Annotated in this window: 14 protein-coding genes; 2 read left to right on the top strand and 12 right to left on the bottom strand. The window is 59.1% G+C overall.

Going from position 1 to position 15,079, the window contains the following annotated elements:
* Positions 1 to 268 precede the first annotated feature (268 nt).
* Complete coding sequence (locus AB1805_14135) at positions 269 to 478, top strand: hypothetical protein (GenBank protein MEW5746566.1); 210 nt, start codon at positions 269 to 271, stop codon at positions 476 to 478.
* Between the two features lie 65 nt (positions 479 to 543).
* On the opposite strand, the gene typA is transcribed toward AB1805_14135, so the two are convergent.
* The 12 genes from typA to tpiA all read right to left on the bottom strand — a co-directional run bounded on the left by typA (position 544) and on the right by tpiA (position 13,309).
* Complete coding sequence (typA, locus tag AB1805_14130) at positions 544 to 2,352, bottom strand: translational GTPase TypA (GenBank protein ID MEW5746565.1); 1,809 nt, start codon at positions 2,350 to 2,352, stop codon at positions 544 to 546.
* An 84-nt stretch (positions 2,353 to 2,436) separates the two neighbouring features.
* Positions 2,437 to 3,246, bottom strand: a complete 810-nt coding sequence (locus AB1805_14125; GenBank protein MEW5746564.1) for a prepilin peptidase — start codon at positions 3,244 to 3,246, stop codon at positions 2,437 to 2,439.
* The gene (locus AB1805_14120; protein MEW5746563.1) at positions 3,243 to 3,554 is read right to left on the bottom strand and encodes a hypothetical protein; all 312 of its coding nucleotides are present in this window, start codon (positions 3,552 to 3,554) and stop codon (positions 3,243 to 3,245) included. Before AB1805_14120 ends, AB1805_14125 begins: the two co-directional genes overlap by 4 nt.
* Positions 3,555 to 3,823: 269 nt before the next feature.
* Positions 3,824 to 5,944, bottom strand: a complete 2,121-nt coding sequence (gene recG / locus AB1805_14115) for an ATP-dependent DNA helicase RecG (GenBank protein ID MEW5746562.1) — start codon at positions 5,942 to 5,944, stop codon at positions 3,824 to 3,826.
* Positions 5,934 to 7,046: a transcription termination factor NusA gene (gene nusA, locus AB1805_14110; protein ID MEW5746561.1), complete on the bottom strand. Its 1,113-nt coding sequence runs from the start codon at positions 7,044 to 7,046 to the stop codon at positions 5,934 to 5,936. Before nusA ends, recG begins: the two co-directional genes overlap by 11 nt.
* Before the next feature lie 10 nt (positions 7,047 to 7,056).
* Positions 7,057 to 7,533 carry a ribosome maturation factor RimP gene (gene rimP, locus AB1805_14105; protein ID MEW5746560.1) on the bottom strand — a complete coding sequence of 159 codons (477 nt, stop codon included), beginning with the start codon at positions 7,531 to 7,533 and terminating at the stop codon, positions 7,057 to 7,059.
* A gap of 446 nt (positions 7,534 to 7,979) precedes the next feature.
* The gene (locus AB1805_14100; protein MEW5746559.1) at positions 7,980 to 8,747 is read right to left on the bottom strand and encodes a DUF3786 domain-containing protein; all 768 of its coding nucleotides are present in this window, start codon (positions 8,745 to 8,747) and stop codon (positions 7,980 to 7,982) included.
* Positions 8,748 to 8,762: 15 nt separating this feature from the next.
* Positions 8,763 to 9,530, bottom strand: coding sequence for an ABC transporter permease (locus AB1805_14095; protein ID MEW5746558.1), 768 nt, complete (start codon positions 9,528 to 9,530; stop codon positions 8,763 to 8,765).
* A gap of 6 nt (positions 9,531 to 9,536) precedes the next feature.
* Entirely contained in the window at positions 9,537 to 10,523 is a 987-nt protein-coding gene (locus AB1805_14090; protein MEW5746557.1) for an ATP-binding cassette domain-containing protein, read from the bottom strand.
* A 28-nt stretch (positions 10,524 to 10,551) separates the two neighbouring features.
* Positions 10,552 to 12,120, bottom strand: coding sequence for a peptide-binding protein (locus AB1805_14085; GenBank protein ID MEW5746556.1), 1,569 nt, complete (start codon positions 12,118 to 12,120; stop codon positions 10,552 to 10,554).
* Between the two features lie 64 nt (positions 12,121 to 12,184).
* Complete coding sequence (gene secG, locus AB1805_14080; protein ID MEW5746555.1) at positions 12,185 to 12,532, bottom strand: preprotein translocase subunit SecG; 348 nt, start codon at positions 12,530 to 12,532, stop codon at positions 12,185 to 12,187.
* Positions 12,533 to 12,559: 27 nt separating this feature from the next.
* Positions 12,560 to 13,309: a triose-phosphate isomerase gene (gene tpiA / locus AB1805_14075; GenBank protein MEW5746554.1), complete on the bottom strand. Its 750-nt coding sequence runs from the start codon at positions 13,307 to 13,309 to the stop codon at positions 12,560 to 12,562.
* Between the two features lie 235 nt (positions 13,310 to 13,544).
* Between tpiA and lysS the strand changes: the two genes are divergently transcribed.
* Positions 13,545 to 15,020, top strand: a complete 1,476-nt coding sequence (lysS, locus tag AB1805_14070) for a lysine--tRNA ligase (protein MEW5746553.1) — start codon at positions 13,545 to 13,547, stop codon at positions 15,018 to 15,020.
* Positions 15,021 to 15,079 lie beyond the last annotated feature (59 nt).

Raw genomic sequence — 15,079 nt, 5'->3', positions numbered from 1 at the left:
TGCCGTGCCATGATAATGTCCCTTCCTGCCATCGCTGCCTCCTTACTTAAAAAGAAGCAGTTTAGCACCTCCTCAATAGGACATTTCTAAATTGGCAACTGAGGACATTATCATTTTGGCGTTACACGCCCTTGTACCGCGCCCGATGCCGCACGCCCCCCTTGCCGGACCGCCGTGGAAACCCCCGGCCGCTTGACAGGAAGTGAGAAATGGTTTATTTTCAAAAAAGGCACTTTATCGAGGGCAGGCAATCAAGGAGGTGAATACCATGCAGAAAAAAGGCTTCAGCGGCTTAACCTTTGTCATGCTGGCGTATGTCCTTATCTCGGCTATCGGGGGCGCGGTCAATATCAAGAACCATCTGGTAGGACTGGATAACCACTGGATCGCGCCGCTGTATGCGGCGGTTGCCGGGATATTCATCGTCGTGTCGGTGGTCATCCTCATGCAGCTCTCCGCTGTTTTCAACGAGAAGTAAGCTTTCTCAGCAACGAAGAAAAGGGATACGGCACCAGGGCCGTATCCCTTTTCTTCGTTGTCCCTCTACTCCTTCTGCATCTTCGGCCGCTTGTTCGCCTCGAGGACCTTTTTCCTGATGCGCACCGACTGCGGCGTGATCTCGACGAGCTCGTCTTCCTTGATGAACTCGATCGCCTGCTCGAGGCTCAGCAGCCGGGGAGGAATGAGCTGGAGGGTCTCGTCCGAGCCGGAGGCGCGCATGTTGGTGAGCTTCTTCTCCTTGGTGACATTCACGTCGAGGTCGTTGTCCCGCGCGTTCTCGCCGATGATCATCCCCTCGTACACCGGGGTGTTCTCCTTGATGAAGAGCGTCCCCCGCGGCTGGAGGTGGAAGAGCGCATAGGTGGTCGACTTGCCGGACCGGTCGGCGACCAGGGCGCCGGTCTGGCGCTTCGACATCGGGCCGTGCCACGGCTCGTAGCCGTCGAAGAGATGGTTCAGCAGGCCCGTGCCTTTCGTGTCGGTGAGGAACTGTGATCTGAAGCCGATCAGTCCTCGCGAGGGGATCCTGAATTCGAGCCTGACCCTCCCGTGGCCGTTGTTCTGCATCTTCTGCATCTTCCCTTTCCGCATGCCGACCTGCTGGGTCACGACGCCGACGAACTCTTCGGGCACATCGATGACCAGGAGCTCCATAGGCTCGTGGAGCGCTCCGTTCACCGTCCTGGTGATCGTCTCGGGCATCGAGATCGAGAGCTCATATCCCTCTCGCCGCATCATCTCGATCAGGATGGCGAGCTGAAGCTCTCCCCGGCCCATGACCTTGAACGAATCGGTGGCGCTGAAGTCTACCTTGATCGCCACGTTGTAGAGGAGCTCCTTTTCGAGCCGCTCCCTCAGATTGCGCGACGTGACATACTTCCCTTCCTTGCCGGCGAAGGGAGAGGTGTTTACGGAGAAGACCATCGAGATGGTCGGCTCATCGACCGTTATCCGGGGGAGGGGCTTCGGCATCTCGACATCGGTGATGGTATCGCCGATACTGATGCCCTCGATCCCGGCGAGCGCGACGATGTCACCGGCAGCCGCCTCCTTCGCCTCTCTCCTCTCGAGGCCCTGGAACGTATAGAGCGAGGTCACCTTGGTCTTGATGGTCTCGTCGCTGCTGTTGACCATCGCCACTGCGTCCCCGACGCGGACCGTCCCCGAGAATATCCTGCCGATAGCGAGCCTGCCGACATAATCGCTGTAATCGATGTTCGTCACGAGAAGCTGGAGCGTACCGCCGGCGTCGCCCTTCGGCGCGGGGATGGTGGAGAGGATGAGGTTGAAAAGGGGCCGCAGGTCTTCCGCGTCATCCTCGAGGGTGCGCTGCGCCGTTCCCTTTTTTGCGTTCGTGTAGACGATCGGGAATTCGAGCTGCTCCTCGGTTGCGTCGAGGTCGATGAAGAGGTCGTAGACCTCGTTGAGGACGCCCTGGATCCGGGCGTCGGGCCGGTCTATCTTGTTGATGACCAGGATGGGCGGCAGGTTGAGCTCGAGCGCCTTCTTGAGCACGAATCTCGTCTGGGGCAGCGGTCCCTCCGACGCATCGACGAGGAGGAGCACCCCGTCGACCATTTTGAGCGTCCGCTCGACCTCGCCGCCGAAATCGGCATGACCGGGGGTATCGACGATATTGATCTTTGTCCCGTTGTAATCCACGGCGGTGTTCTTGGCCATGATGGTGATCCCGCGCTCCCGCTCGAGATCGATGTTGTCCATGACCCGTTCCTGTACCCTCTCGTTGACGCGGAATGTCCCCGCCTGTTTCAGCATGCCGTCGACGAGCGTCGTCTTCCCGTGGTCGACGTGGGCGATGATCGCTATGTTCCTCAAACTCTCCTGTCGCATAAAAACCTCGTTATCTTTTCTGACTCGTATTTCGACATTCCTCAGATAAGGTATCGTGAACGTGCCGATGCAGAACTGAATATTTTACCTCATTGAGAGGGTGAAATACCAGCGGAGGAGAGGCTCCCCGAGAAAGAGCGTGATCACTGCGCCGAGGGCGAGGAAGGGGCCGAAGGGGATCCTGGTCTTCCTTCCCTTACCCTTGAAGAGGATCAGGAATACGCCGATGAGCGAGCCCGCGAGGCTCCCGAGAAAGGTCGTCAGCAGCACCGCCTTCCATCCCATGAAGGCGCCCACCATCGCCATCATCTTTATGTCGCCGCCCCCCATGCCGCCTCTGCTGAGCACGGCGATGAGATAGAAGAGTCCGCCGCCGAGCAGAAAGCCGATGGCAGCGTTTGTTATGCCCACGATCTGCGCGTCCTGCGGCGTGACGGAGCCGAGGGCAAAAGGGTCGGGCAGAACCAGCGAGGCGGCGGCAAGGCCGATGACGATTCCCGGCAGGGTGATGACATCGGGGATGATCTGGAAGTCGAGATCGATAAAGGTGATGACCACCAGAGCGGAGATGAAGGCGAAGAGGAGCGGCAGATGCCACCCCGTGCCGAAGGTGTACACGACGAGCACGTAGAGTGCCCCGTTCAGGAGCTCAACGAGGGGATAGCGCAGCGAGATGGGTTCCCCGCAGCCGCGGCATCTGCCCCGCAGGAAGAGATAGCTGACCACCGGGATATTCTCCCAGGGCCGCAGGGGCGTACTGCAGCGGGGACATGCCGAGGGCGGGCTCACGATCGACTTTCCACGGGGCAGACGGTAGATGCAGACATTGAGAAAGGACCCGATGACGAGGCCGAAGATTCCGGCGAGCAGGAGAACCAGGGCCAGGGAGCTCATGACGTTAATCTGCTGATCTCCGCTGTCCTGTCGATGGTCTCCTGTATCTCGGGCTCGAGCTGCTCGAGCTCCTTCACGGCGCTCATGACGCCGGCGTTCGCGTAGACATTCTTGTCTTTGCCCCTCATCGCGTAGACCTCCTCGCCGATCTGCTTCAGCAGCTCGTCCCGCCGCTTCTTCAGCTCCTCCGCCTTGTAGAGGAGCTTGAAGATGGCGATCTCGATCCGCAGCCGCTCGGAGAGGAGCGAGGCGAACCACCTCACTTTACGCACGCCTTCGTCAAAGTCCTTTTTTATCCTGCTCAGCATGATCCTCCCTCATTCGTGAGGCGTAAGCGACGCACCGCCAAAAGATTCTAGCATACTTGCCGCCCCTCACGCATTACGCAGTACATAGAAGCATGCTATAAAGCTAAGGAGAGGGGTCGAGGCAAGGCATTTTCGCTCATTCTCGACGGGCATCCAGCCCGTCTCCGAGGCGGGGCAGCCCACTCCGCCATCCCTGGCTTCGCTTGGGCTGCCCAAGCCGCTCCAAATGCCTTGCCTCGACCCCTCTCCGGTCTCGCGCATTATGGTACTTACGCTGTTTTGAAGAGCTCGATCCGCTCTCCCCAGAACGCCTCGAGCGCGGCCCGCAGCGCCGGATAGTGTTTGAGCGACGGGTCCTCTTCGATGAGCGCAAAGGCCTCCTTGCGGGCGATCTCGAGCAGCTTCACGTCCCGCACGAGGTTCGCCACCTTGAGATCGGGCAGGCCCGACTGCTTGGTGCCGAAGAACTCTCCGGGGCCGCGGATGGTGAGATCCTCTTCGGCGATCCTGAAACCGTCCGTAGTCCCGACCATTACGTCGAGCCTCTTCCGCGCGTCCTCGGTCGTGCCGTAGCTCAGCAGTATGCAGGAGGACTGCGCCCCGCCCCTGCCCACGCGGCCCCGGAGCTGGTGCAGCTGCGCAAGGCCGAACCGCTCTGCATGGATGATGACCATGAGCGTGGCGTTCGGCACATCCACCCCCACTTCGATCACCGTAGTCGAGACGAGGATATCGAGGAGGCCGCCCTTGAACGCGCGCATCACCTCTTCGCGCTCGGCCGTTTTCATCTTTCCGTGCATGAGACCGACCTTGAGGCGGGGGAACTTCAGCTGGAGCGCCTCCATGCCGGTAATCGCCGCCTTGAGGGTGGTCTTGTCCGTCTCCTCGATGGCGGGATACACCACATAGACCTGCCGGCCCTGCCGCGTCTCGTCTTCGATGAGCCGGTAAATGGCGTGCTTCTGCTGCTCCCCGAGGTGCCGCGTAATGATAGGGCTTCTGTTCGGCGGGAGCTCGTCGATGATCGAGTAGTCGAGATCGCCGTAGAGCGTGAGAGCGAGGGTCCTCGGGATCGGCGTTGCGGTCATGATCAGGGTATCGGGATTGGTCCCCTTGCGCCGGAGCGCCGCGCGCTGGAGGACGCCGAAGCGGTGCTGCTCATCGATGACGACGAGCCCCAGCTTTCCGAATGAAACCCCCTCCTGGATGAGGGCATGGGTGCCGACGATAATATGCGCGTCGAGGGATGCGGCGGCATCGCCGCGCTTGTTCTTTCTGCTGCCGGTGAGGAGGTGTATGGTGAGGCCGAGGTCCTCTACCAGCCGGTGAATCGTGAGGTAGTGCTGCTCTGCAAGGATCTCGGTCGGCGCCATGAGCGCGGCCTGGTATCCCGATTCCACGGCGGCGATCATCGAGAGAAGGGCGACTATGGTCTTTCCCGATCCCACATCGCCCTGAATGAGCCGGTTCATGGGGTAGGGGGAGCGCATATCGCGCAGTATGTCCTCGAAGACCCGCTCCTGCGCCCCGGTGAGCCTGAACGGCAGGGCGCCGATGAGCGTGTTGACGAAGCGTCCGTCGGGATGAAAGGCGATGCCTTTTTCGAGGACCTCCCGCTTCTTCATCGCCGCGAGCCCGAGCTGGAGCGTAAAGAGCTCGTCGAACGCGAGCCGCTGGTGGTACCGGCTCGTCCCCCGGTTGAGCTCGTCGAGCGAGCAGGAGGCGCCCGGCTCGGAAGGATCGGAGGGGAAATGGACGTTCATGAGACTTTCCCGCAGACCGGGGAGATGGCAGCGGTCGATTATGGCAGGGGGGATCGCATCCTCGCCGTTCAGAGCGCCGGTCGAAGCGCCGGTGACGACAGCGTGCATGATCGTCCTGAGCTGCTTCTGGCTCAGCCCGTCCGTAGAGTGGTAGACAGGAACGATGCGGCCTGTATGGATCTGCAGCGCATCGTCCTCCCCGTCGTCGAGCAGCTCATAGTCGGGGTTGACGATCTCGAACCCCGCTCCCCAATAGGTGCGCTTCACCATGCCGTACAGCACCACCCGGCGTCCCGGCGCAAAAATCTTTTTCAGAAAGGTCTGGTTGAACCACTTTGCCTTGAGCGCCCCGCTCCCGTCGGTAATGACGACCTCGAAGAGCTTGAAGCGCGGCCTCCGGGGATTGGGGGTGACAACATCGGCGCTTGCGACGGTACCGGTTACGGCATGCAGCTCGTCATAGGTGAGTTGGGCGATCTTTTTGAGGGAGCTCCTGTCCTCGTAGCGGTAGGGCAGGTGGTACAGGGCCTCCTGCACGGTGGTGATGCCGAGGCGGGAGAGGAGCCGGGCCTTTTGGGGCCCGACGCCTTTTATGTATTGGAGCGAAGGGGAACGGTCATGACTCATCGCTTTGAGACTGTCGTGTTTCAGAGAGCGCCTTGTCGAGCGACCGTTCCGTTTCTTCCATCTTTATCTTCGAGTATTCCGACTCGCTGAGGATCTCTATCTCCCAGCCCGTCAGTTTCGTGGCGAGCTTAATGTTCTGGCCCCGCTTGCCGATGGCGAGGGAGAGCTGCTGGTCGTCGGCGATGACCATGGCCGTCTTCTCGTCCTCGTTGACGCCGACCCGGTCGACCGCCGCCGGGGTGAGGGCCCTGGCGATGAAGATGCGGGGGTCGTCGCTCCAGGGGATGATGTCGATCCGTTCTCCCCTGAGCTCTCTCACGATCGACTGCACCCTCGTCCCCTTCATGCCGACACAGGCGCCGACGGCATCGACGGAGTTGTCCTTCGAGAAGACGGCGATCTTCGTCCGCTCGCCCGGCTCGCGCGCGATGCTCTTGATGATGACGACGCCGTCGTTGATCTCGGGGACCTCCATCTTGAAGAGCCCGATCACGAAATTCGGATCCGTACGGGAGAGCATGATCATCGGGCCTTTCGCGGTCTGCCGCACCTCTGAGAGGTAGGCCTTGACGAGATCGCCGCGCTTCAGCGTCTCGTTGGGAAGCGTTTCGCGCTGCGGGAGCACTGCCTCGGTCTTGCCGAGGCTGACGTAATAGAGGTTCTTCTCTTTCCTGAGCACCGTCCCGCTCACGATCTGGCCCGCTTTGTCCTTGAACTCCTCGAATATAATGTCCCGCTCCGCTTCCCTGACCCGCTGGAAGATCACCTGCTTCGCGGTCTGCGCCGCGATCCTGCCGAAGTCGGGGAGCGGCACCGGTATCTCGACCGTGTCGCCGAGAACGCTGCCGGGAGCTACGGCGCCGGCCTCGTCGAGCGATATCTCCTCGTTCTTATCGGCAACCTGCTCGACCACCCGCTTCGCCTCAAAGGCATGAATGGCGCAGGTCTTGGGGTCGATGCGGAGATTGATATTGCTCCGGTCGCCGAAGCGCTTGCGCGCAGCCGAGAGGAGCGCCGCTTCGAGCACCTTCAGCAAGGCATCCCGGGGGATGCCCTTCTCCCTGCTGATCTGATCTATCACGAAACAAAGCTCTTTGGTCATGGTCTCTCCCCTATTTTATTTCAATTTCCAGGCGCGCCTTCGAGATCTTGTCCATGGGAATAAATATATCCCTGTCCCCGCCCTTCTGTTCGATCCGCATCCGTATCCAGCCCTCGCCGACATCGATGATGCGTCCGACAAAAAAGGTCTGGTTGTCGATCTTCTCCGCCGTTACGACCCGGGCCAGTTTCTCTATGTTCCGCTCGAAGTCCCGCTGGGTCGCGAGCGGCCGGTCGAGCCCCGGCGAGGAGACCTCGAGGGTATAGGAGCCCTTGATCGGGTCCTCGACGTCGAGGAGCGCTTCGAGGCTCCTGCTCATGCGTTCGCAGTCGCTGATCGTCACCCCGCTCTCCTTGTCGACGACGACGCGGAGGAGCATGCTCTTGCCCTTGCCGCGAAGGTCGATATTCACCAGCTCGAGGTCTTCGTCCTCGGCTGCCTGAGCGGCCAGGGTGTGTATCTTCTGTTTCAGCGCATTCTGCTCCATAGGGCTCCTAAAACAAAAGAGTGGGACTACCCACTCTTCGAAAGAGAACGACGCACAATAATATACTTAAAATATATCAGGTATCGGTTTTAAAAAGCAACACCATGAGAGCGGGGATGCCGCTCTCATGGTGTCGTTTAAGGAAATTACTTCTTGGGAGCTTCCGGAGCAGGAGCCGGAGCAGGAGCCGGTGCCGGCTCGGGTGCCGGAGCAGGAGCCGGTGCCGGAGCGGGCGCAGGCGCGGGCTCGGGCTTGGGCTCTTCAGCCTTCTTGCAGCCGACTGCGAAGGTGAAAGCTACGACAAGCAGTAAAGAAAGTATTAAAGCTAAGATTCTCTTCATTCGGTGGTCACCTCCTTACATAGTTTGTTATGACGTTCGCCAAAACGTGCCAAAAATTGGGGAATAATACGTCATCTCAATTAATACCATATACGATTTTTCTTGTCAAGAAATAAAATTCCTTTCGACGTTTTTTACCAGCCCCTCCAGCAGGAAGATGAGCGATTCGGCGTCGAGAAACCGGTCCGCCGTAGCGTCGAAAAGAATGCTCAGCTTCGAGGGAAACTCCTCGTCCGGAGGCCAGTAGAGGACCATGACGGGCAGCTTGGGAAGAAGGAGGAGCCGCCATGCACAGGAGGTCGGAAAGTCCCCTCGCTGTTCCGCGCCCATGCGAAGCAGCGCGGAAGCCGCCTGCTCCGCATCCCGGTCGAAGAGCTCCCTCAGCGGCTCCTCGCACTCACGTGCGAACGACGTCGCTTTGACCATGCCGCTCTTGAGCTCGGCGTACGAGACCCACTTTCCGGAGAGCTTCTCTCTGCCGGCGGTCCTGATGTAGTGGAGCAGCAATATCTTTATCCACGGCGTCATCGGCCCCTTCGTCACGATGACGCCGTCCGCCGTAACGGTGAATTCTCTCCCCAGGCAGGTAAGGACCAGAGACCCTCCCTGCAGCCGGGCGCCGAGTCCTTCGGCGATGCGGGGGAAGTCGACCTGCCTGACCTCTTCACGGAGCTTCCCGGCGAGCTCTTCACGCCAGTCGGAGGTCGTGAGCGAGCCCTTGAGGGCCTGGAGCGCCTCGCCGTCGAGATGGGGGCATCCGGAAAGATCGGTCTCCCCCCGTAGGGCCGCCATGGCGAAGGCCATGCAGGTCTTCTGCGCGCAGTCGCCGCAATTCTTTTTCGGCAGCTGTTTATAGAGCTCTACGGGATTCACTGCAGGGGTGCTCCGTTATTTCCGCTTTTCGAATACATATCCTGCCACGACAACAAAGACCGCCGAGGCAAGTACAATGACCGCGATATCCAGGCTGAGCGGAAAGTCGTGCGTAAGCAGCTTCCGCTCGGGGAAGACCATATATTTCAGCGCGTCGATGCCGTAGGTAAGGGGATTGATCCGGGTGAAGAGGCCGAGCACCGGCGGCAGCAGCTTCACCGGGTACATCGCTCCCGAAAGGAAGAACATCGGCATGATGATGAAGTTCATGATGACGCTGAAGCTCTCGAAGCTTTCGTAGAAAGAGGCGATGAGAATGCCGAGCGAGGAGATGCAGAAGGAGAGGAGCAGGGAGATGCCGAGGATGAGGATGATCTGGAGCACTCCCAGTTCGAGGCCGACGAAGGGGAAGAGCAGCAGGATGACAAGGGCCTGGAGCGTCGAGACGACGGTGCCGCTCAGCGCCTTGCCGACTACGAGCGAAAACCGCGGCACCGGCGCGACGAGCATCTCTTTCATGAAACCGAATTCCTTGTCCCATATTATGGAAATCGAGGAAAAGATGGAGCTGAAGAGAATGGTCATCCCGATGATGCCCGGAAAGATGAATTGCATGTAGGGCATGCCCATGTCGGGAGAGACCAGCCGCGACATGCCGCCGCCGACGAGGAAGAGCCAGATGACGGGACGGGCGAGGGTCGAGACGAGCCGCCCCCGCTCCCTGAAGAACTTTATGAGCTCGCGGGCGACGACGACGTAGATTGCGTTCAGACTTGCGCTCATGCGCTCCTACCCCTTCTCGAACTTTCTTCGATACGAACGGATCGACGCCTTGAACTCGTCGCTGCTCGACATGGTCTCGGGACGGATGGCTTTGCCCGTGAGCTTCAGAAAGACATCGTTCAAAGTCGGGCGCTGGAGCCGCACCGAGACGACCATGTCGGCGAGGGCGGTGATGAGCCGGGGGATGCAGGCGTCGCCCCGCGCCGTCGAGATGAATACCTCGCCTTCCCGTTCCTCGGCATCGAGATCGAGGAGCGCCTTCAGGTCGCGCATCGCCTTCGCATTATCCGTGGTCCTCAGGTAAATGACATCGCCGCCCACCATTTTTTTCAGGTCGTCGGGAGAGCCCTCGGCGATGATCTTTCCCTGATCGATGATCGCGATCCGGTCGCATATTTCGGCTTCGTCCATATAGTGCGTGGTCATGAAGACGGTGACGCCCTGCTTTTCCGGCAGGGTCGCGATGAACTCCCATAAATTGGTCCTGCTCTGGGGATCGAGGCCGAGCGTCGGTTCGTCCAGAAAGAGCACCCTGGGCTGATGGATAAGGGAGCGCGCCACCTCGAGACGCCGCTTCATCCCGCCCGAGAAGCGCTTGACCTGCTCCCCTCTCCGGTCGTAGAGGCCTACGAAATGGAGCGCCTGCTCGATGTTCCGCTTCCGTTCGGCCCTCGGGATGCTGTAGAGATAGGAGTGGAAGAGGAGATTCTCGTAGGCGGTAAGCTCCTTGTCGAGCGTGTTGTCCTGGAAGACGATCCCGATCTTCTTCCTCACCGCCGCCGATTCCCGCATGCAGTCGTGGCCGTCGATGCGGGCGCTGCCCGAGGTGGGAGAGAGCAGGGTGCAGAGGATGTTGATCGTCGTCGTCTTCCCGGCGCCGTTCGGACCGAGGAAGCCGAAGATCGCGCCTTCGTCGACCTCGAACGAGACATCGTCGACAGCGGCGACAGCGCCGAACTTTTTCGAGAGGTGTTCTACGGTGATTGCAGGCATACGGTTAAGTTTACCCTATTACGCCGGCTTACTGGTACCACTCGGCCTTGTTCTTCGGCACATACCAGTGGATGAAGTCGTGCCAGATGCCGATTGGCGCTTTCTCGACTCCCTTGAAGCGCTTATGGAGCACCGGGAGCGCATCGGGGACATAGAGGAACAAATAGGGCTGTTCCTCGGAGAGTATCGCGTGCATTTTATTGTAGAGTTCTCTTCTTCTTTCCTTATCGAACGTCTGTCGGCCTTCTATGAGCAGTCTATCGACCTCTTCATTCTTATACGAGACGTGATTCTGCTCTCCCTCCTTGGTCTTTGATGAATGCCATACATCGTAGTTATCGGGATCTCTGCCCATCGACCATCCCAAAATAACCGCCTCAAACTGTTTCTTGTGGATGAACTCATTGAGAAGGGCCTGCCACTCGAGGACCTTTATGTTCATATCGATACCGACTCGCCTCAGTTGCTCTCTGAGTATCTGTGCGGCCTTGAGCCGTGACTCATTGCCTTGGTTGGTAATTACTGAGAAAGAGAAGACCCGCCCGTTTTTTTCGAGCAGTCCCGAAGAATTCATAGTCCACCCCGCCTCCGAGAGCAGCTGCAGCGCTTTCTCGGGACTGTACTCAAAATCTTTGACATCGTGATTGTACGCCCATGACTCCGGAGAGAACGGTCCCGTAACGGGAGTGCCATAACCCAGGAGAACTCCCGCTATTATTTCCTTCTTGTTGACTGCATGCGCAATCGCCTGCCGGACCCGTTTGTCCTGAAAGAGCGGGTTCAGGAGGTTATATCCCAAATAAGTATACTGGAACGCAGGATAGCGGAAGTTCTGGAAATAGGTGTTAAAGAAATCGGTATTGACCTGGAGTTTGTACTGCGCCGGCGTTACGCTGGTGATATCGATGCCGCCGAACTTCAACTCCAGGAACATGGTCGACTGATCGGGAATCACCCTCGAGATAAACCGATCGATATTGGGCCGCCCCTCGAAGTAACCATCGAACGCCTCGAGAACGATCCTCTGGCCGGTAATCCACTCTTTAAGTTTATAGGGGCCTGTACCGACGGGATTTCTGTTCACTTCCGGAGACGCCACATCCTTGCCCTCGAGGAGGTGTTTCGGCACGATCCCCATGCCCCATGACTCAAGGGCCGGTGCAAAGGGTTCTTTATAGGTAACCTTGACCGTATAGGTGTCCGGTGCAGCAATCGCAGCCACCGGACCGTAGTTGCTGCTGTAGGGGGTGGGGACGTTCGGGTCGGTCACTTTTTGATAGGTGAAGAGAACATCCTCGGCAGTGAATTCTGCCCCGTCATGCCATCTCACCCCTCTTCGTAAATGGAAGGTGATGGTGAGGCCATCGGGGCTCACCTCCCACGATTCAGCGAGATCGCCGACTAAATTTATGTTTTTATCGTATTTTACGAGGCCGTTGAATATCAATCCGCTGATTTCCGCTGATGGGCCGTCAGATGCAAGAAAGGGGATGAGACGCTTGGCTTCTCCCAGCGAGCCTACGGTGATCGCCCGGGGGGACTTGATCTCGGGCGCCCGGGAACATCCTGCGACGGCAAGGGCGAGAACGGCAAGCAAGAAAACCCGGAGAAGGAGAGCAGAGGCTCTCCTTTCCGGGACTGGGACTCTATGGATCATGCGCTTATTTCGTGAGTGGCTGCTGTAACGGCTGCTGCGGCTGCTGGGGCACTTGCTGCGGCACCTGCTGCTGCGGGATCGCCTTCTTCTGGTCGGCGGGCGCGGTCTGCTGGATGACTGATGCGCTCTTGGTAGTAACCATGGTGAGCGTAAGAGACGTCAGCATGAAGACCACCGCCGATATCGTGGTGAGCTTGTTCAGGAACGTTGCGGCGCCTCTGCTGCCGAAAAGGGTCTGGCTCGACCCGCCGAAGGCGGCCCCGATCTCCGCTCCCTTACCGCTCTGCAGCAGGACGATGGCGATGAGAAACAAGCTCGCCAGGACATGTATGATGATGATTAACGTTGCCACTCTCTCCTCCTCATACGTACGGTTCGTTTATCCTATTTTACTATAGTTCACTATGCGGGCGAAACTGTCCGGCTTGAGGCTCGCGCCGCCGACGAGCGCGCCGTCCACGTCGGGACAGGCCATGAGCGCGTCGATGTTCTCCGGCGTCACGCTGCCGCCGTAGAGAATTCTCATGGCAGTCGCGGCAGCGCCGTAGAGCCCGGCGAGCTGTTCGCGGATGTAGTAATGCGCCTCCTGGGCCTGCTCGGTCGTCGCGGTCTTCCCGGTGCCGATGGCCCATATCGGCTCGTAGGCGACGACGATTCCCTCGGGCGAGGTCTCTTTCAAGCCCTCTGCCAGCTCGCGTTTGAGCACCTCGAAGGTCTTTCCCGCCTCCCGCTCCTCCAGGGATTCGCCGATGCAGAAGATGACCTTCAGAGTATGGCTCCGCGCCGCTCTCACTTTCTTGTTGAGAATACCGTCCGTCTCTTTGAAGTACTGGCGCCGCTCCGAATGGCCGATGATGACCTGGGAGCAGCCTGCGTCGGCAAGCATGCCCGGCGCAACCTCGCCGGTATATGCCCCCTTCTCCTCGTAAAACACATCCTGCGCGCAGAGCTGGATCGCCGTGCCCTTAATGAGCGCTGCCGCTGCCGCGAGCGCGGTGAAGGGAGGGGCGATGACGACCTCCCTGCCGGCGGCGCCGGCTACGAGCGGCGCGAACTCCCTGAGGAAGGATTCCGTCTCCCCGATGGTCTTGTTCATCTTCCAGTTTGCGGCCAAGAAGGGCGTGCGCATTTTTATAATTTAGTGTATTTTCACCATCCTGTCAAGGATTAAGCTTTCAGCCATCAGCATTCAGCTATCAGCTACCAGCTCTCAGCGTTAGCAAATAATGAAGGATCCGCTGCTGAAAGCCGAGCGCTGAAGGCTGAAAGCCGCAGTTTTAAGGGCTGATAGCTGACGGCTGAGCGCTGAGGGCTTCCTTCATTTGACTTGTACAAAGGGTGACGAGTATAATCAAAAGCTTGTGATGGAAGAAACGAACGAACTTATAGAACAACGGTTTAAGAAGCTCGGCGATCTGCAGGAGGGCGGGATCAACCCGTATGACGGCAGGTTCTCGCCCGAAGCGCATGCTGCCGCGCTCAAGGAGACCTATCAGTCTGTTTCGAAGGAGAAGCTCGAAGAGGAGACGGTGAACACTTCCGTTGCAGGCCGGATCGTCGCGATGAGGGACTTCGGCAAGGCCTCTTTCGCGCATATCCAGGACGCGAGCGGGAGGATCCAGATCTATCTCAAGAAGGATGTCCTCGGCGAGAAATACGGCCTGGTAAAGAAGCTCGATATCGGCGACATCGTCGGCGTAGCGGGAAGGCTCTTCAGGACGAAGACCGACGAGCTGACGATCGAGGTGAAGGATATCGTCCTCCTGAGCAAGTCGCTCCGCCCGCTCCCCGAGAAGTGGCACGGCCTGCGGGATATAGAGATCAGGTACCGCCAGCGCTATGTCGACCTGATCGTGAACCCCGAGGTGAAGGAGGTCTTCGCCAAGAGGAGCGCCATCATCAAGTCGATACGGGATTTCCTCGAGTCCCGCGGGTTTATCGAGGTCGAGACGCCGATGATGCACCAGATCCCCGGAGGCGCCACGGCGCGGCCCTTCAAGACGCACCACAACGCCCTCGATATCGAGCTGTATCTCAGGATCGCCCCCGAGCTCTACCTGAAGCGGCTCCTGGTGGGCGGCTACGAGCGGGTCTTCGAGCTGAACAAGAACTTCAGGAACGAAGGCATCTCGACGAAGCACAACCCGGAATTCACGATGCTCGAATTCTATATGGCCTACAAGGATTACCGCTATCTCATGACCTTTACCGAGGAGATATTCTCGTATGTCGCCCAGCGGGCGATCGGTACCCTGCGCGTCCCCTACAACGATACGGTAATCGATCTGACGCCCCCCTGGCCGAAGGTCCCGATGCTCGACGCCCTGAAGCAGAAGGGCGTGCCCGAAGAGGTGGTATCGGACCCGGAGAAAGCCGTTGCCTGGGCGCGCTCGCAGAAGCTCGATATCCCCACCGGCTCGTCGCATGCAAAGGTCCTCGACGAGATATTCAAGGAGTTTGTCGAGCCCGAGCTGGTGCAGCCGACCTTTATCATTGATTACCCGGTGGAGCTGTCGCCGCTCGCCAAGAGAAAGGCCGACGCCCCGGAATTAGTGGAGCGGTTCGAACTCTTCATCGCCTCGCGGGAGATCGCCAACGCCTTCTCCGAGCTGAACGACCCTGTAGACCAGAGAGAGCGCTTCATGAAGCAGGTCGAGGCGAAGAAGAAGGGCGATGAGGAGGCGCACTGGATGGACGAGGATTTCGTCAGGGCCCTCGAGTACGGCATGCCGCCGGCTGCCGGAGAGGGCATCGGGATCGACCGTCTCGTCATGCTGCTCACCAATTCCCCCTCCATACGCGACGTGGTGCTCTTCCCGCAGTTGAAACCAGAGGCGTAAGCGTACCTTGACGTTTGACAGAATGGGCGTATATTTTTTATTCTTGAGCGTAACCCCAC

It is taken from the genome of Nitrospirota bacterium (assembly GCA_040752355.1).
Lineage (GTDB): Bacteria > Nitrospirota > Thermodesulfovibrionia > Thermodesulfovibrionales > Dissulfurispiraceae > JBFMCP01.
Note: the sequence above shows the minus strand (reverse complement) of the source record. Positions and strands in the feature narration are given on the sequence as shown.